18 protein-coding genes and 2 riboswitches are annotated in these 22413 nt (G+C 60.3%); of the genes, 5 read left to right on the forward strand and 13 right to left on the reverse strand.

The features are described 5' to 3' along the window. Positions 1-39 precede the first annotated feature (39 nt). The 3 genes from E4T63_RS15275 to E4T63_RS15285 form a co-directional block, all read right to left on the reverse strand. Positions 40-888, reverse strand: coding sequence for a transporter substrate-binding domain-containing protein (locus tag E4T63_RS15275; protein WP_098964184.1), 849 nt, complete (start codon positions 886-888; stop codon positions 40-42). 286 nt (positions 889-1174) lie between these two features. Then, the gene (locus tag E4T63_RS15280; RefSeq protein WP_098964185.1) at positions 1175-1456 is read right to left on the reverse strand and encodes a type II toxin-antitoxin system RelE family toxin; all 282 of its coding nucleotides are present in this window, start codon (positions 1454-1456) and stop codon (positions 1175-1177) included. Next, complete coding sequence (locus E4T63_RS15285; protein ID WP_003225462.1) at positions 1446-1694, reverse strand: type II toxin-antitoxin system Phd/YefM family antitoxin; 249 nt, start codon at positions 1692-1694, stop codon at positions 1446-1448. Before E4T63_RS15285 ends, E4T63_RS15280 begins: the two co-directional genes overlap by 11 nt. 276 nt (positions 1695-1970) lie before the next feature. On the opposite strand from E4T63_RS15285, the gene E4T63_RS15290 reads away from it, so the two are divergent. After that, entirely contained in the window at positions 1971-2399 is a 429-nt protein-coding gene (locus E4T63_RS15290) for a thioredoxin family protein (RefSeq protein WP_135295911.1), read from the forward strand. Positions 2400-2565: 166 nt separating this feature from the next. Here E4T63_RS15290 and E4T63_RS15295 read toward each other — a convergent pair whose 3' ends face one another. The 7 genes from E4T63_RS15295 to cobW all read right to left on the reverse strand — a co-directional run bounded on the left by E4T63_RS15295 (position 2566) and on the right by cobW (position 14268). Beyond that, entirely contained in the window at positions 2566-4125 is a 1560-nt protein-coding gene (locus E4T63_RS15295; protein ID WP_135295912.1) for a TerC family protein, read from the reverse strand. Positions 4126-4540: 415 nt separating this feature from the next. Continuing rightward, on the reverse strand, positions 4541-6187 hold the full coding sequence (locus tag E4T63_RS15300) for a phospholipase D-like domain-containing protein (RefSeq protein WP_135295913.1): 1647 nt from the start codon (positions 6185-6187) through the stop codon (positions 4541-4543). 187 nt (positions 6188-6374) lie between these two features. Beyond that, positions 6375-7310, reverse strand: a complete 936-nt coding sequence (locus E4T63_RS15305) for an IS110 family transposase (protein ID WP_135295914.1) — start codon at positions 7308-7310, stop codon at positions 6375-6377. Positions 7311-7544: 234 nt separating this feature from the next. Beyond that, positions 7545-8219 carry a VWA domain-containing protein gene (locus E4T63_RS15315; protein WP_167797099.1) on the reverse strand — a complete coding sequence of 225 codons (675 nt, stop codon included), beginning with the start codon at positions 8217-8219 and terminating at the stop codon, positions 7545-7547. Continuing rightward, positions 8204-9202, reverse strand: a complete 999-nt coding sequence (locus tag E4T63_RS15320) for an ATP-binding protein (protein ID WP_135295916.1) — start codon at positions 9200-9202, stop codon at positions 8204-8206. Before E4T63_RS15320 ends, E4T63_RS15315 begins: the two co-directional genes overlap by 16 nt. A 143-nt stretch (positions 9203-9345) precedes the next feature. Next, on the reverse strand, positions 9346-13194 hold the full coding sequence (gene cobN / locus E4T63_RS15330) for a cobaltochelatase subunit CobN (RefSeq protein ID WP_135295917.1): 3849 nt from the start codon (positions 13192-13194) through the stop codon (positions 9346-9348). A 3-nt stretch (positions 13195-13197) separates the two neighbouring features. Next, the gene (gene cobW, locus E4T63_RS15335; RefSeq protein WP_095136192.1) at positions 13198-14268 is read right to left on the reverse strand and encodes a cobalamin biosynthesis protein CobW; all 1071 of its coding nucleotides are present in this window, start codon (positions 14266-14268) and stop codon (positions 13198-13200) included. Positions 14269-14366: 98 nt separating this feature from the next. Then, a riboswitch (cobalamin riboswitch) is annotated at positions 14367-14579 on the reverse strand. A gap of 1002 nt (positions 14580-15581) precedes the next feature. Further along, a riboswitch (cobalamin riboswitch) is annotated at positions 15582-15802 on the forward strand. Between the two features lie 123 nt (positions 15803-15925). Here cobW and E4T63_RS15340 point away from each other — a divergent pair. From E4T63_RS15340 to cobM, 4 genes are all read left to right on the forward strand, one after another. Further along, positions 15926-16123, forward strand: a complete 198-nt coding sequence (locus tag E4T63_RS15340; RefSeq protein ID WP_003225486.1) for a CbtB domain-containing protein — start codon at positions 15926-15928, stop codon at positions 16121-16123. Positions 16124-16134: 11 nt separating this feature from the next. Continuing rightward, positions 16135-16833, forward strand: coding sequence for a CbtA family protein (locus E4T63_RS15345; protein ID WP_027613714.1), 699 nt, complete (start codon positions 16135-16137; stop codon positions 16831-16833). After that, entirely contained in the window at positions 16830-17243 is a 414-nt protein-coding gene (locus tag E4T63_RS15350; RefSeq protein WP_041072679.1) for a cobalamin biosynthesis protein, read from the forward strand. Before E4T63_RS15345 ends, E4T63_RS15350 begins: the two co-directional genes overlap by 4 nt. Positions 17244-17324: 81 nt before the next feature. Beyond that, the gene (gene cobM, locus E4T63_RS15355; protein WP_135295918.1) at positions 17325-18071 is read left to right on the forward strand and encodes a precorrin-4 C(11)-methyltransferase; all 747 of its coding nucleotides are present in this window, start codon (positions 17325-17327) and stop codon (positions 18069-18071) included. A gap of 144 nt (positions 18072-18215) precedes the next feature. Here the strand turns inward: cobM and nfuA are convergent, their stop codons facing one another. The 3 genes from nfuA to E4T63_RS15370 all read right to left on the reverse strand — a co-directional run bounded on the left by nfuA (position 18216) and on the right by E4T63_RS15370 (position 22362). Continuing rightward, positions 18216-18800, reverse strand: a complete 585-nt coding sequence (gene nfuA / locus E4T63_RS15360) for a Fe-S biogenesis protein NfuA (protein ID WP_003225494.1) — start codon at positions 18798-18800, stop codon at positions 18216-18218. A 57-nt stretch (positions 18801-18857) separates the two neighbouring features. After that, a complete protein-coding gene (locus E4T63_RS15365; RefSeq protein WP_135295919.1) occupies positions 18858-19883 on the reverse strand; it encodes an acyltransferase family protein in 1026 nt (341 codons plus the stop codon). A 184-nt stretch (positions 19884-20067) separates the two neighbouring features. Continuing rightward, positions 20068-22362 (reverse strand): fatty acid cis/trans isomerase, encoded by a 2295-nt coding sequence (locus E4T63_RS15370; protein WP_135295920.1) that lies wholly within the window; start codon positions 22360-22362, stop codon positions 20068-20070. Positions 22363-22413 lie beyond the last annotated feature (51 nt).

Genomic DNA, 22413 nt, shown 5'->3' on the forward strand with positions numbered 1-22413 from the left:
CCTTGAGCGGGGCGATTGAGGCGCCCCGCTCTCACGGGGTCATTTGAATTCGACTGGGAAACCGATGGCCGGCGACGGCAGGTCGACACCGAACCATTGCTTGAAGGATGCCGCGTAAGTCGGGAACTCAACGCCGGTCATGGCTTCATGCAGAGTGGTGTTGACGAAGTTCAGCCAGTCCTGATCGCCGCGCTTGACTGCGCAGGCGTAGGTCTGTGGGCTCCACGCGTAGGTCGGGCTGCGGTAGCGGCCAGGGTTCTGCACCATCAGGTACTTGACCGACGACTGATCGGTAGCAGCGGCATCGGCGCGACCGGAATTCACCGCCTGATACATCAGATCGACACTGTCGTACTGATCGACCTTGGCCTTGGGCAGCGCCTGATGCACCAATTCTTCGGCATAGACGTTTTGCAGCACGGCCACAGTAACGCTGTCACCGGCCGCCTGCAGGTCTTCGATTTCCTTGTACTTGCTGTTGGCCGGCAGCAGCAGGCCGACACCTTCGCGGTAGTACGGCAGGGTGAACGCCACTTGTTGCGCACGGCTGGCGGTAACGGTGATGAACTGGCAGCTCATGTCGACCTTGTCGGTCAGCAGATTGGGAATTCGCGCGTCGGACGACTGCACGACGAACTCGACTTTGCTTGGGTCATTGAACAACCCCTTGGCCACCATCCTGGCGATGTCGATATCAAAGCCCTGCAACTTGCCGTCCGCACCCTGAAAGTGCCACGGCGCATTGGTGCTGCCGGTGCCGACAATCAGCTTGCCCCGGGCCAGAACACTGTCGAGCTTGCTATCGGCTGCCTGGGCCATGCCCATCACAGCGGACGAAGCCGCAAGAACGAAAACACACGCTTTGAACAACGAAGGACGGCGATGCATGGCAAGCACTCCAAGATGATGTTTATTCCGCTATACCGGAACACGGTTTGTTACTACGGAATAGACAGCAGAAAGTGTGCCACAGGAATCACAGGGAATCTGTAGAGGGCTTAAATGTTTTTGGAATCAACGGGATGCAGGAAATGCGAAAAATGGAGTCAGGTGCGGGTACTGATGGGCTGCGCTACCTTAGGCTACAAATAACGAGTAGCAGGTTCCCAGATGGAGCACGAAGGGCTACTTCGGTGCAATGTGGTTAGCGATTCAAGGGGCCAGCTCTCCATATCTATCGGCAAGCGGCTTTGTCGTAGACCTCTCCCCGCTCTCTTCTCCCTACCGCAATCACGGTAACAACCAAAACCTCGTTCTTTACGCGATAGACCAGCCTGTATCCAGCACTGCGAAGCTTGATTTTGTAGGCGTTTCCCAACCCTCGGAGTCGATCGGCAGGAACGTGAGGATTGACCAGACGTGTAGAGAGCTTTTTCTTGAACTGATCCTGAAGTGCTGAATCAAGCTTTCTCCATTCCCTCCAGGCTTTCTCGGAAAACTCCAGCTCATAGGTCATCTATAGAGACCTTGATGGTGGGATCGTTTTCTCGCTCCTTGCACAGTGCGATCAGTTCCAGATCCTCAAGGCGATTCATCATCGCCTCATACTCCTTTGCGGGAACACAATAAAACGCTGGCTCATTTCGATTGAGGATTGCAACAGATTGGCCGCCACCGGCGGCCACGGTACCCATGGGGTTTCTTTTCAATTCAGAAATACTCGCAACGATATTGGAAAGAACTACGTGAGTCATGATGGTGCTCCCTGGAGTGCTGTTAATGGTGCTTAAAATAGCACTCCAAGAGGGCTTCGACGCCTATCGCTTATTACCGCCTTCTCTTTTATTGAGTGAAAAAAGGTATCACGTCCCGACATTCCACATTTCCGGGCTTCGTGTCGGGCCGGTCCTTCATAAAAGTGGGAAAAATCTCGCGAATCCACAGGCTACCTGTAATTTCTGACAGTAGACCTGTTCTTCACCCTTCTTTAACGTCATCGAATCTTCGAGGTCGTTGAAAAGGAGTTCTCAATGAGCGCTGCCAATACCGTTTCCAATCTGGCCCCTGCTTACCGCAAAGCCCTTAAAACCTGGCGCCCGGTGATCCTGTATTTCGCCAATGAGCACTGCCCCGCCTGCGAGTTCGCCGGGCCGGTGTTTCGTGAGGTGGCCGAGCCGTACCGTCATCGCGCCAACATCTACATGCTTAACACCAGCGAGTCGCCACGCCATCCGCTGGTTACCGGAACGCCTACCGTGCTGTTCTACAAGATCGGCAGGTTGCTGAAGAAGCTCAAAGGGATTGGCACGGAGGAAACACTGGCGGCGGACTTTGCCCGGCATATCGGCAGGACCAGGGCACCGGTGGTGCAGCAGAAACCACGACATGACCTGCCGTGGTTGCGCCGCACATTGAGCAGGCTCTGCACAATCACGCGTGCGCATCGGCAGGTGATTTGAGGCAGTGCATTTCCCGTAATCGTTGCGGCGTCTGTCACATCGCTTTCGCGGGCAAGCCCGCTCCCACAGGGGGCAACGTTGTTCACACATTTCGTGTACGACGCGTGCACTGTGGGAGCGGGCTTGCCCGCGAAGGGGCCGGCACCGTCAGCGCAAGGCTGCTGCCTTACGCAGAATCGCGCACCAGCAACACCTGCGTCACCCGTCGTTCCTCAACGGCTTTGACGGTCATTTGCCAGCCTGCGTACTGCAGCCGATCGCCGATCATCGGCAAGCGATCCAGCAGGCTCATCACCAGTCCGGCCAGGGTCTGATAGTCCTCGGTCGGTTCGGCGCCAAACCCGGTGCGCTGGCGAACACGCGTCAGGTTCAACGCGCCGTTGACGATGAACCCGCCCTGCCCCTCGATCACGTCCGGACCTTCGATTTCGCTGGCATCAGGCAGTTCGCCGGCAATCGACTCGAGGATGTCGGTCATGGTCAATACGCCGACGAAGTCACCGAATTCGTTGACCACGAAGGCAATGTGGGTCGACGCCGCGCGCATCTGCTCCAGCGCATTGAGGATCGAATAGCTGTCGAGCAGGTTGATGGTCTTGCGTGCCAGGTGTTCCAGATTCGGCTCGGTACCGGCCAGGTATTCCTTGAGCAATTCCTTCTTGTGCACGAAGCCCAGCGGTTCATCCACCGCGCCGTGGCGAATCAGCGGCAGACGTGAATACGACGAGTGCATCAATTTTGTGCGAATCGTTTCGGCGTCGTCGGCCAGATCGATGGTGTCGACGTCCGCGCGTACGGTCATCAGGTTCCGAATCGGCCGCTCGGCCAGTTGCAGCACACCACTGATCATCACTCGCTCGCGGCGATCGAATAGCTCCGCACTCGGGGCTTCGCCGTCATCCAGCAGATCGGAAATTTCCTCGCCGACCTCCTCCGCCTCCAGCTTGCGCCCGCCCAGCAGACGCATTACCGCGTGGGCCGTGCGCTCACGTATGGGGCGCAAGCCTTGCATCGAACGTTTGCGTCGGGCCCGGGCGATCTGGTTGAACACCTCGATCAGGATCGAGAAACCAATCGCCGCATACAGATAACCTTTCGGGATGTGGAAACCCAGGCCTTCGGCCGTCAGGGCGAAACCGATCATCATCAGGAAGCCCAGACACAGCATGATCACCGTCGGGTGCGCATTGACGAAGCGGGTCAGCGGCTTGCTGGCGACGATCATCAGGCCGATGGAAATGATCACCGCGATCATCATCACCGCCAGTTCATCAACCATGCCGACGGCGGTGATTACCGCGTCCAGCGAGAACACCGCATCGAGTACCACGATCTGCGCGACGATTGGCCAGAACAGCGCGTAGGCGGCGTTGGTCGAGCGCTGGCCGACGTGGCCTTCGAGTCGTTCGTGCAGCTCCATCGTCGCCTTGAACAACAGGAACACACCACCGAACAGCATGATCAGGTCACGGCCGGAGAAGCTCTTGTCGAATACCTCGAACAACGGCTGCGTGAGGGTGACCAGCCAGGAAATACTCGCCAACAGGCCCAGACGCATGATCAGCGCCAGCGACAGGCCGATGATCCGCGCGCGATCGCGCTGATGCGGCGGCAGTTTGTCCGCCAGGATTGCGATGAACACCAGGTTGTCGATACCCAGCACCAGTTCCAGCACGATCAGAGTCAACAAGCCTAACCAGGCCGTGGGATCCGCTAACCATTCCATAAAATGTCTCGATCTCTCTTCAGTGAATTCAGGCTGCCGGGCACGGCAAAGTGCAACGCGAAGGCTCTGAAGCCGCGTTGTCAACGATAGTCGGGAGTCGGAAAACCGGATGCTGCGAGTGCGTCAAGACCGCGCCATGGCGCGTGGAGAAGGTACGACTGGGAGGCTCCAAGAGGGTGTTCATGCAAATCCTGAATGAAAAATGGCCTTGGAGCGTACAGGCTCAAGGCACATTTTCTACAGCGGCAAATCATTTCAAAATCTGTAAGAGCACAAGAAATGTGTTTTTCCTGTTGGCCCTTTCGCGAGCAAGCCCGCTCCCACAGGGGTTATTCGTCGGACGCAAGTTCTGAGTTCAAAGAGGAGCCAATGTGGGAGCGGGCTTGCTCGCGAAGGGGTCACCAAACACGCCACATCATCGCCCGGCAAAACGCAACCGCGACAACTGCCGCAAATCCCCTTCCACGTAGTAATCATGGGTCCAGCTGTCATCCACCGCCAGCGGACTCACCTGCTTGAGCTCGAGTTTTTTCGCGAAATAGCGAAAGCGGTAATGCTCATAAAACCGCAGCAATTCCAGGCCATAGCGATCAGCCAGATCAGTGTCGCCACGAATGATCAGGAAGTTCTCGTCATTGCCGTTACTGGCTGACGTACTGAGGTTGTGACTGCCGCTGATGATGGTCGGCGCATCGGTGGTGAAGTCGGTGATCACGGCTTTGGTGTGCACCAGCAGGTTGCCCTTCTGGCCTTTCATGTTTTCTTTCAACCAGCCTTCCAGCCCGGTGTTGAGCAAAGCTGTGGCAGCGAATTCGGCGGTGCGGTCGGCATGAAATCCGGTGATGCTGCTCGCGGTATTTTGCAGGCCGTAACGCAGGATGTCGTCATGCGGTTTGCCGAGCAGCGCGTTGAGAATCGCGTCCGGCAGGCTGAAAGCGGTGACGAACAACACGTCCTTTTTCGCCGCCTCGATGATCTCGACGAACTCACGCAAATCGCCACCACCGCTGCGTGGCGAGAACCCGGCGAACAGCGCCTGTGTTGGGTCCATCGGGTTGTGCTCGGTGATCCAGCTGCGCGTCGCAGCGATGTCGGCCGGGTTGGCCCAGACTTCTTCGAACACTTGCAAATACCGCGCGGCAACCATCACGTCGTCGAGCGTATGCACCACGTTAGCCTGGCGATAAACACCGTTGGCGGTGAAATTGGTGCTGCCGCACAGCACCGCCTGCGGTTGCCGCTGACCCGCGCCATCGACACGGCTGAGAACAATGAATTTGTCGTGAAAGATGTTATGGGTGACCCGGCCGCGTTTGTTCGCCGCCGGCAATTTGGCAAGGTTCGTTTCGTTCAGGGTCGTATCGGGATCATCAGGCTGAGCGTGATACAGAACGCGCACCTGAACCCCACGGGCAAATGCCGCATTTACAGCGTCGATGATCGCCTGCAATTGATACTCGTAGATCGCGATGTCCAGCGCCCACTGCGCGTCCACCGCACGTTCGATAAAGCCCAGCAATCGCTCCAGCAGTCCGTTCTCCAGCCACAGGCGCGCCGCGTCGGGCCAGGCCTCGATGGGCAGGTTCTTGTTGGCGCTGATCTGCGCGTCGAGGTCGGGAAACTTGCGCTGGAAGGCCTGACTGGCGGCCACGGCGCGGTTGAAGATCACGCTCTGGTTGGCCGGATGACCGTCGTCACTGGTGATGCTCAGCTCCAGTGATTCGCCAAGTTCTGGCGCGTCCGCCGTGCCATAGGCCAGATGCACGCGATAGTGCATGGTCGTGCCCGGATTAACCGCGTAATCGGCCCAGCGGAATTTCTGCAGCGGCGCTTTATCGCTGGGCGTGGCGTGATACTGGGGGAAGGTGTGCGCCTTGCCGGGAAATGTCAGGCTGTTGAACAGGAACAACCACGGTTTGTCGCCCTGCTGCTTCTCGATGGCGAAGCCGAGCAGGCCTTTGCGTCGGGGCTCGGCGAGGTCCATAGCGAGTAATACGCCGTTGGTGCCGGCGTAGGCTTTGACGCGAAAATCGTCCTGAGGATTGGCGACCAGTACCCGCATGATTCACTCCTTGTGATTGGGCTGGGGTGGAGCATAGAGGGTCGCTGCCTGATTGCCATGTTCACTTGGAATTGAGTGGATGCCATCGCCAGCAGGCTGGCTCCTACAAGGATTTTTGTCGCACTCGTAATCTGTGAACACCGCTCACAGTGTGGGAGATTCTATGTTGCTCAGCAACCCTAGAATCTCAAACTGATCGGTATTCGCCCTGATTCTTCATCAGGGTGAATGCCACTCGGCAGAGCTTGCGAGCAAGAGCTACCAATGCCTGTGTTTTCGAGAAGCCTCTGGCCAGGTAAGACTCGTAAAAAGGCTTCCACTTGGTTGAGCGACACGCCGCCATTGCGGCGTTGTAGGCTAGTCGACGGATCTCCGGATCTCCTTTTTTGCTCAGGAACCTCGGGCCGTTCTTTTTCCCCGAATCGTCCACCGTCAGATCCATACCCAAAAACGCGATGAACGCGTCGCTGTTGGCAAAGTCACCGCGCATATAGGTCGTTGCCAACCCCGTTGCAGTCAGCTCTCCCACGCCCTCGATTGCTTTGCAGCGGCCAATATTGTCATCAATACCGGCCTCTTTGCTGACTTTGCGCAGCAGGTTTTGAATGACCTTGTCGGATCGCTCGAATGCCTTTTGCTGAGCCGTACGTTCTTTCTTCAGCAAGGGTTCGTCGGCCCAGCTCAACATCAGACCCGTATGGTTCTGAATCAGCGTCGCGCGTCTGTGCAGCAAGCTTTTCAGTACGGTGTAGGCTTTAGGAGGCGGGTTCCAAAGCCGCAGTTTGCTTTGTTCATTCGTCAGATAGCGTGCGAGCACGCGTGCATCGCAGGGATCATTTTTGGCTCGCTGACCGACACCGCGACGATAGTGGCTGACTCGATAAGCATCCACCACATAGACCTGATGTCCCATCGCATGAGCCAGATCAACAGTCTCCAAATGGTAGATATTGGTGGCTTCGACAGCGATAGCGCTTTGCGCGGGCAGAGTTTTGAGCCAACGTTTGAGGGCGGCACGATCATTCTTGACCGCTTCAATGGTTTCCAGGTCGGCGCGATAGACAACGATTTCGGCCTTGGCGATATCGATACCAACAACCGTCTGCGAAGTAAGGATTGTCATGACGAATCCTCGGAGCTAGGGTTTAAGAGCTTGTTGGGGTCTACCGTTGCGCTGGCTTGTCTCTGTCGTCGGTTTACCGATGAATTCCTTATTGGCGCTTTGGGTAGAAGGGGCGGGACGAGAAGTCTCCCACGGTCTGTACTGGTCAGAGTCAGAATCGAGTCTGTAGTCCCGCCCACCCCTTCAAGTCTAAACATACAAGCGAGCCTGCTCGCGAAGAGGCCCGCTCAGACTTCACACATCATCAATATGCCGATAATCCGCATTCAGCGCCGCCGCTAATTCCCGCGCCCGTGCCAATCGGATGGGCCCACGCTCAATGTCGATCAACAGCCCCGGACACTCCAGCGGCGGCATCGACGGTAAGGCTTTCAAACGCCCATCCGTGACCACCAGCAAGCGCTGCTGCTCGGCCGGGAAGCGCTTTTGTCGCTGCACCAGCCATTGCTGTGCCTGCGTCAACGCCGCCACCAACGGCGTGCCGCCGCCCGCCCCCAACGCCTCCAGCCAGGTGCGCAAGCCACTCGATGCTTTCAGACCTTGCACCTGCCATTTCGGCGCGCTGCCGCTGGCGGTCAGCAAGGCCAGTCGCGCGCGCTGCCGATAAGCATCATCGAACAATTGCGCGAGCAACCCCTTGGCATCGCTCAGCGCCTGATGCCGACGCGTTGAAGCCGAGGCATCAACGATCACCAGCCACAGCTCATGGGGAGTTCGAGTACGCAACTGGAACTGCAGATCTTCACGAGTCTGCGGCCGACCATTGAGCAGCGTGCCCGGCCAGTTCACCAGGCCGCTGCGCGCAGCGTGGCGCTGGCCCTGGCGTCCGTGGTCGAGGCGTCCGGCGCGGGGTCTGGCATTCGCCCCCGCGTCGGATCGGGGACGAATGCCGGTTACTTTTTTGGCCAGCTCGGCACTTCGCGGCGAGCGCCAGTGGCCAGTGCCGGGGCGGGCATATCACCCCACTGCCCCTGCCCCTCGCTTGGTTCAGCCTGGGATTTGGCCGGGCTCTGCGCGGGTGGCTGAGGGCTGGAAGAAGGGGATTCGCGACGGCGATGCCGCAGGGCAAATTCCGCCACGGCGTCGATGTCCTGCTCGGCAATCGCTGCAGCGCCGCGCCATGCTGCGTGCGCACGGGCCGCCCGCAGCCAGACCAGATCGGCACGCAAGCCATCGACACCCGCCGCAAAACAACGCTCGGTGATGTTCGCCAACGCGTCGTCGTCCAGCGCAATGCTCGCCAAGGCGATGCGCGCCTGTTCACAGCGTTCGCGCAGCGCTTGCTGCCGGGCTTCCCACTGCGCGCAGAACGCCTGTGGATCGCTGTCGAAATCCAGGCGGCGGCGGATGATCTGCCCGCGTTCGGTCGGCGCGGTGTGGCCGCTAAGGGCGACGTTCAGGCCGAACCGGTCAAGCAGTTGCGGACGCAGTTCGCCCTCTTCCGGGTTCATCGTGCCGATCAATACAAATCGCGCCGAATGCCGATGGGAAATACCGTCGCGCTCGATCAGGTTGGTGCCGCTGGCTGCCACATCGAGCAGCAGGTCCACCAGATGATCCGGCAGCAGGTTCACTTCATCGACGTACAGCACACCGCCGTCAGCCTTGGCCAAAACACCGGGAGAAAACTGCGCCCGTCCTTCACTCAGCGCCGTGTCGAGATCAAGAGTGCCGACCAGACGCTCTTCGGTGGAGCCCAATGGCAGCGTGACGAACTGTCCGCTCGCCAGCAGATCAGCCAAGCCACGGGCCAGGGTCGATTTGGCCATGCCGCGCGGGCCTTCGATCAGCACGCCACCGATTTTCGGGTCGATGGCGGTCAGGCACAGCGCGAGTTTCAGGTCATCGGCGCCGACCACGGCGGAGAGCGGGAAATGCGGGGTGTCGGTCATCTTCAATACTCGGTCATGGTCGGTGTGAATTCATTTCAATGTAGGAGTGAGCCTGCTCGCGATAGCGGTGGGTCAGCGACAAATAGGTTGGCTGATACACCGCTATCGCGAGCAGGCTCACTCCTACAAAATGTTGTGGTGTGTCAGGTGTCTTCTTCTATATCCAGCAGCAGGTTTTCCAGTGCTTCTTTATACACGCCGGGTTCCTGCCACATCCCGCGCTGCTGCGCTTCCAGCATGCGCTCGGTCATATCACGCAGCGCATGCGGATTGTGTTCACGAACAAAATCGCGGGTCGCCGGATCGAGCAGATAGGCATCTGCCAGCAACGCGTACTGATGATCGTCGATCAGTTGCGTGGTGGCGTCGAAAGCGAACAGGTTATCGACTGTCGCCGCCAGTTCGAAGGCGCCTTTATAGCCATGACGCTTGACCCCGTCGATCCATTTCGGATTGGCCGCCCGCGAGCGGATCACCCGGTTCAGCTCTTCTTTCAGGGTACGGATTCTCGGCAGATCCGGCTGGCTGTGATCGCCGTGATAACTCGCCGCCGCTTCGCCGCGCAGGGTTTCCACCGCCGCGAGCATGCCGCCCTGAAACTGGTAATAGTCGTTGGAATCGAGCAAGTCGTGCTCGCGATTGTCCTGGTTCTGTAGCACCGCTTGCACCTGACTCAGACGCTGGACGAACTGCTCGCGGGCGGCGGTGCCCTCGTCTGCCCCGCCGTACGCGTAGGCACCCCAGTTCAGGTAGACCTCGGCCAGATCCTCGCGGGTCTGCCACAGGCGACCGTCGATGGCGCCCTGTACGCCCGCGCCATAGGCTCCGGGTTTGGCGCCGAAGATCCGCCAGCCGGCCTGGCGCCGCGCCGCGTCGGCATCCAGCCCCGATTGCAGCAGCGCCTCACGCTCGGCGCGGACTTTGGCGGCCAGCGGATTGAGGTCATCCGGCTCGTCCAGCGCCGCTACCGCTTGCACTGCCGCGTCGAACAGCCGAATCAAATTGGCAAAGGCATCGCGGAAGAAGCCCGAGACCCGCAGCGTGACATCGACTCGTGGCCGGTCGAGCAGGCTCAGCGGCAGAATTTCGAAGTCATCAACGCGCTGACTGCCGGTGGCCCAGACCGGACGCACGCCCATCAACGCCATGGCCTGGGCGATGTCGTCACCGCCAGTGCGCATGGTCGCCGTGCCCCACACCGATAAACCGAGCTGGCGCAGGTGATCGCCGTGATCTTGCAGGTGCCGCTCGAGAATCAGCGTGGCGGACTGGAATCCGATGCGCCACGCGGTGGTGGTCGGCAGATTACGTACGTCCACCGAGTAGAAGTTGCGCCCGGTGGGCAACACGTCGAGACGGCCACGACTGGGCGCGCCGCTTGGGCCGGCGGGGACGAAGCGGCCGCTGAGGGCGTCGAGCAGACCGCGCATTTCGGCGGGGCCGCAGGCGTCGAGGCGTGGGGCGACGACTTCGCGCAGGCTATCAATGATTGCCCTCACTTCAGCCCCCCTCGGTTCCTGTAGGAGTGAGCCTGCTCGCGATGGCGTCAGGTCAGGCAATTCAGTGTTGAATGACACACCGCTATCGCGAGCAGGCTCACTCCTACAAAGGGCGTGCACTGTTTCGGAGATCAGTTGGGTGGCGAATAGCTCAAGGCGTTCGCGGGTGTCACCGGCGCTGCGCCAGACTTCGTCGCTGACGCTTTGCAGCTCTGGCGGACGCGGGCCGCTCCACGGATCGGCAAGCACACAATCCAGCGGATCAAAGCCCAACTCAAACGCCTTGGCCAACGCCCGCAGCAGACTCGACTGCGCACCCTTGCCGTCGCCACGCGGGATACGCAGTAACGCCAGTAGCGTGTCGATGCGCAAACGTCCGGTCGGCGACTCGCCGAAAATGTGCAGGCCATCGCGGATCTGCGATTCCTTCAGGTCACACAGATAGGTATCCAGACGCGGCAGCCAGATCGCTGCATCGGCGTCGCTGTCCAGACCGGCGTCGAGTTGCAGTTCGCGGTCGATCTGCGTTTCGCGCACCAGTTGCAGAATGTCGCGCTGCAGCTCGCGGGCGCGACGCGGATCGAGCAGTTGCGCCTCGTAATATTCGTCGGCCAGCAATTCCAGATTGCGCAGCGGGCCGTAGGTTTCGGCGCGGGTCAGCGGCGGCATCAAGTGGTCGATGATCACCGCTTGCGTGCGCCGTTTGGCCTGGGCACCCTCGCCCGGATCGTTGACGATAAACGGATAGATGTTCGGTAGCGGCCCGAGCAATGCGTCGGGCCAGCAATTTTCCGAAAGGCCGACGCCCTTGCCCGGCAACCATTCGAGGTTTCCGTGCTTGCCGACGTGAATCACTGCGTGCGCACCGTAGGTGTTACGCAGCCAGAAATAGAACGCCAGATAGCCGTGCGGCGGCACCAGATCCGGGTCGTGGTACACCGCACTCGGATCGACCTGATAACCGCGCGCCGGTTGAATGCCGACGAAGGTCAGGCCAAAACGCAGCCCGGCGATCATCATCCGCCCGTCGCGGCACATCGGATCGTTTTGCGGCGCGCCCCAGCGTTCCAGCACCGCCGCGCGATTGGCTTCCGGCAGCGCATTGAACATCGCCAGATAGGCATCCATCGCCAGGCTTTGCTGGCACGGACGCAGGTCGATGCTGTCGAGGTCGTTGCTGACGCCGCCGAGCAATTGCTGGATCAGCTCGGTGCCGCTGTCCGGCAACTCCGCCGTCAACGGGAAGCCTTCCGCCTGCAACGCGCGCAGGATATTCAATGCCGCCGCCGGCGTGTCCAGACCGACGCCATTGCCGATTCGACCATCGCGGGTCGGGTAGTTGGCGAGGATCAGCGCGATGCGTTTTTCCGTGTTCGGCAGCCGCGCCAGATCGCTCCAGCGCCGCGCCAGTTCAGCGACGAAATCCATGCGTTCGGGTTGCGCCCGATAGCAGACCACGTCGGACTGGCTGCGCTCGCTGCGCCAGGCCAGGTCCTTGAAGCTGATCGGGCGGCTGATGATGCGCCCGTCGAGTTCCGGCAAGGCGATGTGCATTGCCAGATCTCGCGGGCCAAGGCCCTGCTCGCTGTCGCGCCAACCCGGTTCGTTGTCCTGGGCGCAGATCGCCTGAATCACCGGAATATTGCGCCGGAAGGGCCGCAGGTGCGGGGCTTCCGGGCTGGACTGCGCGAAACCGGTGGTGTTGAGAATCACCGCCGCCTCGACCTCGTCCAGCCAGTCCTCGACCACGCTCAGACAGCCGGGTTCTTTCAGGCTGGCGACCGCGATCGGCAACGGATTGAGCCCCGCCGCCTGCAAGCGCTGGCAGAACACATCGATGAATGCGGTGTTCGCCGCTTGCAAATGCGATCGATAAAACAACACCGCCGCGACCGGTTGACCGGGCAGCCATTCGGCTTGCCAGTCGCTCAGTGCGGCGGTGTTTTTCTGTGGCTGGTAAATCGCCGTACGCGGCAGCGCTTGCGGCTCACCCCAGGCGTAGTCGCGCGCCAGCCAGCGGTTGGCCAGGCAATGGAAGAAGTCCAGCGCATTGCCCATGCCACCCTGACGCAAGAACTGCCAGAGACGGTCGCGATCTTCGGCGGGCACGGTGCTCAGGTCGCTGAGTTCCGGGTCGGGACGATCATCCCCCGGTACCAGAATCACCTGCACCCCGCGCTCGGACAACTCCACCAGTCGCTCGACGCCATAACGCCAATAAGCGATGCCGCCGTGCAGCGAAATCAGAATGACCTTGGCGTGCCGCAACACCTCATCGACATACAGATCGACCGAGGCGTGATTCTGCACCTGCATCGGATTGGCCAGGCGCAGGCTCGGGTAATCCTCGGGCAATTGCTGCGCCGCTTCGGCGAGCAGCGCCAGGCTGGAGTCGCCGCTGCACAGGATCACCAGCTCGGCGGGGGTTTGTCCAAGGTCGGCAATGTTGTCATCCGACACGAAACCGCCGGGCTGGGTCCTGAGCAGGTGCATGGCTTAAACGCTGAGCGCGGCGCGCAGTTGCGCTTCGAGTTGCGCGGCGTCGAGTTCCTGACCGATCAGCACCAGACGGGTGACGCGCGCTTCGTCAGCGCCCCACTGGCGGTCGAAGTGCTTGTCGAAACGCGTGCCCACGCCCTGAATCAACAGGCGCATCGGCTTGTTCGGAATCGCCGCGAAGCCCTTCACGCGCAGAATGCCGTGCTGCACAACCAGTTGCGTCAGCGCGTCGAGCAGCAGGCTTTCGTCGGCTTGTGGCAGTTCGATCGAGATCGAATCAAAGGCGTCGTGATCGTGGTCATCGTGGTCGTCATCACCGTCGTGGTGGTGATCGTGATGGCTGTGGCGGCTGTCGATATGTTCTTCGGATCCGGCACCGAGGCCGATCAGCACGTCCAGCGGCAGGCGACCGTTGCTGGCTTCGATGATTTTCACCGCTGGCGGCAGTTCTTCAGCGACTTCGGCGCGAACGCGAGCCAGATCTTCGGCGCTGGTCTGGTCGGCCTTGTTGAGGATCACCAGATCGGCGCTGGCCAGTTGGTCGGCGAACAGCTCATGAAGTGGCGATTCGTGATCCAGGTTCGGGTCGAGTTTGCGCTGGGCATCGACCTGATCCGGGAACGCGGCGAAGGTTCCGGCGGCCACGGCCGGGCTGTCGACCACGGTGATCACCGCATCCACGGTGCAGGCGCTGCGGATTTCCGGCCACTGGAAGGCTTGTACCAGCGGTTTTGGCAGGGCCAGACCGGACGTCTCGATCAGGATGTGATCGAGGTCACCGCGACGGGCGACCAGTTCACGCATCACCGGGAAGAACTCCTCCTGCACCGTGCAGCACAGGCAACCGTTGGCCAGTTCGTAGACGCGGCCAGTGGCTTCTTCTTCGGTGCAGCCGATGGTGCATTGCTTGAGGATCTCACCGTCGATGCCCAGTTCGCCGAATTCGTTGACGATCACGGCGATGCGACGGCCCTGAGCGTTGTCGAGCATGTGCCGCAGCAAGGTGGTTTTGCCCGAGCCGAGAAAACCGGTGACGATGGTGACGGGGAGTTTGGCCAGTGTTTTCATCGGATGCCCTTTCGCAAGGTGGCGGGCATACGGGACGAGATCCGCTGCGAACGTGCGCGCGGAAGAATTCGCCACCGGATCACCCCGCCCGGTTGTAGTGAGAAATCTGTGACGAGGCAGGTCTCCTGGCTGACGGTGTTCGGGCTTTGGGCCCGGCGTTCGTTGCGCCTTCCCGCGGGCTCAGTGGATTGAGCTGGCAGTGGCGTGGCAACGAACTTCACCGTTCACAGTTGCGGGGGCAGCCGCGGCTTTGACCGCGTTCCCTTCTTAGCTTCGGCGTGGGCCGAAGAACCTCGAAAGCGCAAGGCTACGCATGGCTTGAGGATGGGTCAATGCTTTGGTTTTTTTTTGGATTGGGGGCATATCCGTTGCTGCGGTAACGGCCTCCTATGGTTTCGCTCTTACAGCGGTCACTTTTTCCAAACGCCGGGTTTGAGGTTTGGGGTTTGGGGGCATATCCGTTCCTTCGGGTGTTGCCTCTGGCGGTTTCGCTCTTACAGCGAGTCACCTTTTCCAAACGCCGAAAAGGTAACCCAAAAGGCTTTGCCCCGGCGTACGGCACTTCGCTGAGGCTCAGTGTTCCCTCGCTACGGTGTCCATCAGGGGGCATCGCCTCCGGTTTGCTTCGCTGCACCTCCTCTCGATGTATGCGGCTTCGCCGCATGGCGCTGCGCGCCTAACCCCCGGATGAACACCTACACTCGGCCTGCCGAAGGGGCAGAAGATCAAAAGCCACATCAAAAGCCAGAGCCAGAGCCAGAGCCAGAGCCAGAGCCAAAGCCAAAGCCAAAGCCAAAGCCAAAGCCAAAGCCAAAGCCAAAGCAGATCAAAAGATCGCAGCCTTCGGCAGCTCCTACACGGGAGTGAGTGTATTCAGTTAGAGATTGGTCGGCTGTCAGGCCGCCTTCGCGAGCAAGCCCGCTCCCACAGTTTAGATTGTGTACAGCCCCATGCGGCGAAGCCGCCCCACTCAACACAATGAGCGTTAGCTCGAGTACCGCTTTTGATCTGAGGGCCCGTCGGCAGGCTGAGTGGAGGGATTTATCCGGGGTGGGAGCGCAGCGACCGTTTGGCGCAGCCAAACACAGCGAGAGGAGGTGCAGCGAAGCAAACCGTAGGCGCTGCCCCCCGGATGAATCCCGCAGCGAAGGAACCCGAGCCTAGGCGAGGGCCGAACGTCAGGGCATAGACCTTTTGGTTACTTTTGGGGCGTTTGCCAAAAGTGACCCGCCGTAAGGGCGGAACCCTAAGTGGCCGTTACCGCAGCAACGGATCCACCCCCAAAATTGACTAAATTCCCCAACCCATGCTCTCCTACACAACTTGTTACGGGTGCCCTTCAGAGGGTGAAACGGGAAACCGGTGAATCATGTGCTTTACTCAAAGCCATGTCAGTCCGGTGCTGCCCCCGCAACGGTAAGCGAGCGAAGCGTCAGATCCACTGTGCCATACGGCATGGGAAGGTGACGCTTGCAGGTCGGCCAGACGCCAACCCCTCGTGAGCCCGGAGACCGGCCCGCAACACACAGTGCGCATTGTGCGTCGCTGAACATAACAAACCCGCGGTGGGCGGGCGCTGTTCGAACCTTTGCGTGCCCGACCCGCAGGGGTTTTCATGCGCTCTATATCACCCGCTGACACTCCAGAGGGAAGCGCCATGTCGATCATCAGCAGCACCGGCAGCAACACCGACAAAATCTCCAGCACCGCCACCTTGAGCCAACGCCTGACCGCCGCGATTTTCGCGTCGATTCTGGGTGCCAGCCTTGTGTACTTCGCCGGTTTCTCGCACATCGAAGCGGTGCACAACGCCGCTCACGATACCCGCCACAGCGCCGCGTTCCCGTGCCACTGAGACCTGCAGACATGATCAAGCGTATCGCGCAAACCGCAGGCTTCACCGGCCTGCTGGCCGCCCTGCTGCTGACGTTGCTGCAAAGCTTCTGGGTCTCGCCACTGATTCTGCAGGCCGAAACCTTCGAGAAGTCCGAACCGGTGGCCGTTCACGAACACGCCGCCGGCACGGCCGCACACACCCATGACGCCGAAGCCTGGGAGCCGGAAGACGGCTGGCAACGCGTGGTCTCGACCACCGGCGGCAACCTGGTGGTGGCGGTCGGTTTCGCCCTGATGCTCGCTGGCCTGTACACCCTGCGTGCACCGACCAAAACCTCGCAAGGCCTGCTCTGGGGCCTGGCCGGTTACGCGACCTTCGTCCTCGCGCCGACCCTGGGCCTGCCGCCTGAACTGCCGGGCACCGCTGCAGCCGATCTGGCGTCGCGGCAAACCTGGTGGATCGGCACCGCCGCTTCCACCGCTGTTGGCCTGGCGTTGATTGTGTTCAGCCGCCACTGGCTGATGAAGCTGCTGGGCGTGGCGATCCTCGCCGTGCCGCACGTGATCGGCGCGCCACAACCGGAAGTGCATTCGATGCTCGCCCCGGAGGCGCTGGAAGCCCAGTTCAAAATCGCTTCGCAGTTGACCAACGTGGCGTTCTGGCTGGCCCTGGGCCTGATCAGCGCCTGGTTGTTCCGCCGCAAAAGCGATGGTCAATACCACGCATGACCGATGACCGCGCAGCGCCGACCTTTGTGGTCGGCCTGGGCTGCCAGCGCGGCTGCCCGGTCAGCACGCTGCGCGCGTTACTCGATCAGGCGTTGCAGGCGCATCGTATAGAACTTGAAGCGGTCAAGGCCTTGGCCAGTATCGATCTTAAACGCGATGAACCCGGCCTGCAGGAACTGGCCAGCCAACTGGCGTTGCCGTTGTTGTATTTCAGCAGCGACGAACTGGCCAGTTACCAGCAGCGACTCAGTCACCATTCGCAGATCGCCTATGAGCGCACCGGTTGCTACGGGGTGGCGGAAAGTGCTGCCCTGGCCCTTGCCGAGCAGTTGATTCAGGCACCGGCAAAGCTGCTGATTTCCCGGCAAAAATACGCTCAGGCGACCTTGGCATTGGCCGGCGCTGCGTAAAATCCCGATAATCGCCCCGTTTGATCATGAGCAATCTTCATCTGAAGCGTTGCCCTGCCCCGTTTTTCACAGGATTTCTTCATGACTGTCTACTTCATCGGCGCCGGCCCCGGCGACCCGGAATTGATCACTGTCAAAGGTCAGCGGCTGATCCGCAGTTGCCCGGTGATCATCTACGCAGGCTCGCTGGTACCGGCTGCGGTGCTGGAGGGGCATCAGGCTGAAACCGTGGTCAACAGCGCCGAATTGCATCTGGAGCAGATCATTGAACTGATCAAATCCGCCCATGCCAAGGGCCAGAACGTAGCGCGGGTGCATTCGGGTGATCCGAGTCTGTATGGCGCGATTGGCGAGCAGATTCGTTATCTGCGCGAGCTGAATATTCCGTTCGAGATCATTCCCGGCGTCACCGCGACCGCAGCGTGTGCAGCCTTGCTAGGCGCGGAACTGACACTGCCGGACGTGTCGCAGAGCGTGATTCTGACCCGCTACGCGGACAAGACCGCAATGCCGGCGGGTGAGGAGCTGAGCAGTCTGGCGCAGCATGGCGCGACCATGGCGATTCATCTGGGGGTCAATCATCTGCAGAAAATCATCGCCGAACTGCTGCCGCATTACGGCGCGGATTGCCCGATTGCGGTGATTCACCGGGCGACGTGGCCGGATCAGGACTGGGTGGTGGGGACGCTGGCGGATATTGCCGCGAAGGTTGCGGCCAAAGGGTTTCGGCGCACGGCGTTGATTCTGGTGGGACGGGTGTTGGGGAGTGAGGTGTTTAGCGAGTCGTCGCTGTATCGCGCGGGGCATGCGCACCTCTATCGCCCATGAAGGCCCTTTCGCGAGCAAGCCCGCTCCCACATTTGGAATGCGCTCAAATGTGGGAGCGGGCTTGCTCGCGAAGGCGTCATTGAATTTCACGCAAAAAAAAACGGCGCTCACGGGGCGCCGTTTTTCATGTCCGCAGCGAACACCTTAGTAGTAGGCGTTTTCTTTCTGCGTGTGGTCGGTCACGTCGCGCACACCTTTGAGCTCTGGAATACGCTCGAGCAAGGTGCGCTCGATGCCTTCCTTCAGGGTCACGTCGGCCTGGCCGCAGCCCTGGCAGCCGCCGCCGAACTGCAGCACGGCAATGCCGTCCTCGACCACATCGATCAGGCTGACCTGACCGCCGTGGCTGGCCAGCCCCGGGTTGATTTCGGTTTGCAGGTAGTAGTTGATGCGCTCGTTGACCGGGCTGTCGGCATTGACCATCGGGACTTTGGCGTTTGGCGCCTTGATGGTCAGTTGGCCGCCCATGCGGTCGGTGGCGTAATCGACGACGGCGTCGTCAAGGAACGCTTCGCTGAACGAATCGATATAGGCGGTGAAGCTTTTCAGCCCCAGCGCGGTATCTTCAGGTTTTTCTTCGCCCGGCTTGCAGTAGGCAATGCAGGTTTCGGCGTACTGGGTGCCAGGCTGGGTGATGAAGACGCGGATGCCGATGCCTGGAGTGTTCTGCTTGGAGAGCAGATCGGCCAGGTAATCGTGGGCGGCGTCGGTAATGGTAATAGCGGTCATGGAAACTCCTCGCAGGCTTGGGCGCAGTTTACGCCAATCATTGCGCCGGACAAAGTCCTAGTATTTTTGTCGGGAAAGATTCTCGACAGGTGCGCTGACCGGTTCGCCCTCGATCCGCGCTTTAAGCCACTGATAGCTGCGTTTTTCCACCCATTCGTAGCTCAACCATGACCCCACGCCAATCGCCAGAGCGCAGACGATGAACATCAGATACGGGTTGATTCCGTAGCGTCGCGCGTTAAAACCACCAACCGACAACACCAACACGTGCATCAGATACACCGAATAGGAACAGTCACCGAGCCATTTCATCACCCGATTGCGCTCGACGTAGCGCTCCAGCGCCATGCAAGCCATCACCAGCACCGCGCTCGGCACGCCCCAGTTCAATAACCTTGGCGCCGGTGCCAGGTGATAGATCGCCATCATCGCAGCGCCCATCGCCAACAGCGGCAGCCACAGGCCGGCGCCAATCCAGCCCCGGCGATAGAGCACGCCAATGCCGATCCCCAGCAGAAACTCGTAGACGATGTCGGAACGGTAAAACTCGTTAAGCCAGCCGAACGCCTGACACACCGAAAACAGCAACGCGGCGACCACCAGCAAGCGCACCTGCCAGCGGAACACCAGCGCGCATGCAAACAACACATAGAAGAGCATTTCGTAGTTGAGCGTCCAGCCGACATTCAGCGTCGGATAAATCCCGTAACCGCCGGGGTTTTGCGCAGGAATGAATAACAGCGACGCGAGGAAATGCGCCCAGTCCACCGTCTGATCCGGCAACATTGGCCGGGCGAACAGCACCAGCAACGCCATCAACAGCGTGTACAGCCAGTACGCCGGGACAATGCGAAACAACCGATACAGCAGAAACCGCGCCGGAGGCAGCGCTTTGCTTTCGGTGGAGAGGAAAATCACCAGACCACTGATGACGAAGAAAACATCGACGCCGACTGCGCCCTTGTCGATGAAGAACTGCCCGACCGGGCCGCGCGCCTTGAAGTCGAAGAAAATCTGCATGAAGTGGTGACAGACCACCGTCCACGCGGCAAGCGCCCGCAGGGCCTGCACTGAAATCAACATGATCGGCTCCTGTCCACAACTCTCAAAACCACCACCGCCCCCTTGTAGGAGTGAGCCTGCTCGCGATGACGGCATGTCAGGCAACAACCATTCTGAATGGACTGACGCCATCGCGAGCAGGCTCACTCCTACAGGGAATGTGCGGTGTTGCTAAGAATTGGGACAGCAGGCCTGTATTAAACGATCAAAGATTCTGGTAGCGGTTCATGTCCAGCACGCCCTCTTCCACCGGATCGGTTTCGTGGAGGTATTGGCTCAGGTCGTGGAAATAGAACCAGAATTGCGGATGACTGCGACGAATCCCCCAGCGTTCGACGATTTTCTCGAAACGATCGGCATCCTTGGCATTCTCCATGGCATCGACAAACTCCGGCACTTGTTCGGCTGGAATGTTGAAGATGAAATTCGGATAGCTGCTCAGTACGCCCGGGTAGATGGTCAAGGTGTCCAGCCCTGGCTGATAGCGCAGCGACTCGCCCAACAGGAACGCCACGTTACTGTGCGCACGGTTGCGCAGCAGGCTGTACATCTCGCGTTTGCCGCTGCGAGTTTCGATGCGCAGCATGGTTGCTTCCGGCAATTGGTCGATCACCTTCAAACCGGCGGCCGGACGCGAGGTCAGGCGACTGAGTGCCTGCTCGGCGTTCTGTAGCGCCGGGTCGATATTCGGCCGCGAGCAGTAGGCGCCGTCACAGCGGTTGATCGGATCCGGCCGCGCATTGAGGTCGCCGTAACGCGCCAGCAACTGCATGGCGAAATCGTATTTCGGGTCCTTCGGATCGAGTTTCAGCGCGGTCGGTTTGTCGTCGTCGATCGCCTCATAGTCGAGCCACATCTTGAACTGGCCGCTGCTTTGGTACCAATCATCGAGGTAGTCCTCGCGGGAATCGGCCGGCATCAGGCGCAGGAAGTTCTGCTCGGCGCCGTTGCGGATCAGGTCGAAATACAGACGCGTCTGCGCCTGATGGGAGACGTTGCCGAACACATCGAAGTTGACCGCCAACTGATAATAGGTGCGCTCCAGCAGTGGATAGTCGAACAGCCACATGGTCTGTGGCACTTCGCCGATCAGGCCTTTGGTCACCGACGCACTGTCGAAGTGGCGGAAAATGCTCAGCAGCGCGTTGTCGTTGCCGGCCCACAGGGTTGACCAGCTCGGAGCCGGCAGTTCGGCGTAACTGTCGCGGCGCAGGGCTTCGTATTCGTTGCGCTTGTTACGGTAGTTGTGCCACAGGCTCAGCACACTGCCGACGTCATCGTTCTGCCCAGGCATTGCCAGCAACGGCGTGGCCTGGCCGCGATAGTTGGGGTCGGTGATGTACAGATCATGTTCCGGAGCCTGGAACAGCGCCCAGAAGTTATCGCGGATCACATCCGTCGCAATCTGCCCACGGCACACCGGCCCGCGAATGAAGGTGCGGACGAAGTATTCAGCGTTATCGAGCATGAACTGATAACGCGCCTGCGCCGGAATCGCCTCGAAGGTGGCGAACGGGTTGGCCCGGCTCTGCGGGCCGTAACCCGGCAGCGCGTTGACCTGCCAGTTGCCGCTGTAGAACAGACTCTTGACCCGCGCCATCTTCGCCGCACTCAGCGGATAGGTGATGTGGGTCTTGTGCACGATCACCCCTTGCACCGGCCACAAGCGGTAATACACCTGAGTGCCCGGATCGTCATTCGGGCGGCGGGTGGCGATCAGGTCGATCGGCTGCCCTGTCGGCGTGCGCGAACGCACCCACTGGAAGTAGTGCCCCGGCTCGCCGTCCTTGAAATAGATATGCGCGAGGAACCAGTGTTCGAACAGCCAGCGCCCGACCAGACTCTGCCGCGCCCCCGGCGCATTGAGCAGGTTTTCCCACTGGACGATTTGCAGCGCTTCCTTGGCGCTCGGCGCCAGCCCCTGCTCGTCGATCGGCGCACCGGACGCCAGCCAGCGTTGCAGGGTCTGGTATTGCTGATCGGTCAGCCCGGTCACCGCCAGCGGCATGCCTTCTTTCGGGTGGGCGCCGGCATAGCCGTCAAACTCGGCGGGCATCGCGCACATGTTTTCCCGTTGCAGGCCGAGCACGATGTCTTCCGGCAGCTTGGCATTCGGGGTCAGCGGGGTTTTGTGGCCCAGTTCCAGCATCCGCGCCATCAGCGCCGCTTGGCTGCCCTGAGCGTCGAGTACCGAATAGAAGCCCTTCTGCTGCCAGGCACGTTTGCCGAAGGCGTCGTAGAACAGCCGCGTGGTCGGCGCCGCCTGAGTGCGTTCGCCGTCGTAGACCGGCATCTTGCTTGCACCCCGCCCTGCGCCTTCGCCGCTGCCCAGATTGAGCTGGCACGCCGAGTCGTAGCAGGCGTGGCAGGCCACACACTTCTCGGTGAAGATTGGCTGGATGTCACGCGTATATGAAATAGAAGGTGAGATCGCGGGTTCCTGCGCAATGGCGCCCCAGCTTAAGAACAGCAAGAAAATGCTGATGACGCGGTACGACATGCCCATGATCCCGATCGTGAAAAAAACGCCCGCGATTCTACAGTATGACGC

The sequence above is a fragment of the Pseudomonas fluorescens genome, assembly GCF_004683905.1.
GTDB classification, from domain to species: domain Bacteria; phylum Pseudomonadota; class Gammaproteobacteria; order Pseudomonadales; family Pseudomonadaceae; genus Aquipseudomonas; species Aquipseudomonas putida_A.

Excerpts from the sequence above, each read along its gene's own strand:
- E4T63_RS15275 (WP_098964184.1), bottom strand. The coding sequence starts at position 888 with ATGCATCGCCGTCCTTCGTTGTTCAAAGCGTGTGTTTTCGTTCTTGCG.
- E4T63_RS15280 (WP_098964185.1), bottom strand. The coding sequence starts at position 1,456 with ATGACCTATGAGCTGGAGTTTTCCGAGAAAGCCTGGAGGGAATGGAGA.
- E4T63_RS15285 (WP_003225462.1), bottom strand. The coding sequence starts at position 1,694 with ATGACTCACGTAGTTCTTTCCAATATCGTTGCGAGTATTTCTGAATTG.
- E4T63_RS15290 (WP_135295911.1), top strand. The coding sequence starts at position 1,971 with ATGAGCGCTGCCAATACCGTTTCCAATCTGGCCCCTGCTTACCGCAAA.
- E4T63_RS15295 (WP_135295912.1), bottom strand. The coding sequence starts at position 4,125 with ATGGAATGGTTAGCGGATCCCACGGCCTGGTTAGGCTTGTTGACTCTG.
- E4T63_RS15300 (WP_135295913.1), bottom strand. The coding sequence starts at position 6,187 with ATGCGGGTACTGGTCGCCAATCCTCAGGACGATTTTCGCGTCAAAGCC.
- E4T63_RS15305 (WP_135295914.1), bottom strand. The coding sequence starts at position 7,310 with ATGACAATCCTTACTTCGCAGACGGTTGTTGGTATCGATATCGCCAAG.
- E4T63_RS15320 (WP_135295916.1), bottom strand. The coding sequence starts at position 9,202 with ATGACCGACACCCCGCATTTCCCGCTCTCCGCCGTGGTCGGCGCCGAT.
- cobN (WP_135295917.1), bottom strand. The coding sequence starts at position 13,194 with ATGCACCTGCTCAGGACCCAGCCCGGCGGTTTCGTGTCGGATGACAAC.
- cobW (WP_095136192.1), bottom strand. The coding sequence starts at position 14,268 with ATGAAAACACTGGCCAAACTCCCCGTCACCATCGTCACCGGTTTTCTC.
- E4T63_RS15340 (WP_003225486.1), top strand. The coding sequence starts at position 15,926 with ATGTCGATCATCAGCAGCACCGGCAGCAACACCGACAAAATCTCCAGC.
- E4T63_RS15345 (WP_027613714.1), top strand. The coding sequence starts at position 16,135 with ATGATCAAGCGTATCGCGCAAACCGCAGGCTTCACCGGCCTGCTGGCC.
- E4T63_RS15350 (WP_041072679.1), top strand. The coding sequence starts at position 16,830 with ATGACCGATGACCGCGCAGCGCCGACCTTTGTGGTCGGCCTGGGCTGC.
- cobM (WP_135295918.1), top strand. The coding sequence starts at position 17,325 with ATGACTGTCTACTTCATCGGCGCCGGCCCCGGCGACCCGGAATTGATC.
- nfuA (WP_003225494.1), bottom strand. The coding sequence starts at position 18,800 with ATGACCGCTATTACCATTACCGACGCCGCCCACGATTACCTGGCCGAT.
- E4T63_RS15365 (WP_135295919.1), bottom strand. The coding sequence starts at position 19,883 with ATGTTGATTTCAGTGCAGGCCCTGCGGGCGCTTGCCGCGTGGACGGTG.
- E4T63_RS15370 (WP_135295920.1), bottom strand. The coding sequence starts at position 22,362 with ATGTCGTACCGCGTCATCAGCATTTTCTTGCTGTTCTTAAGCTGGGGC.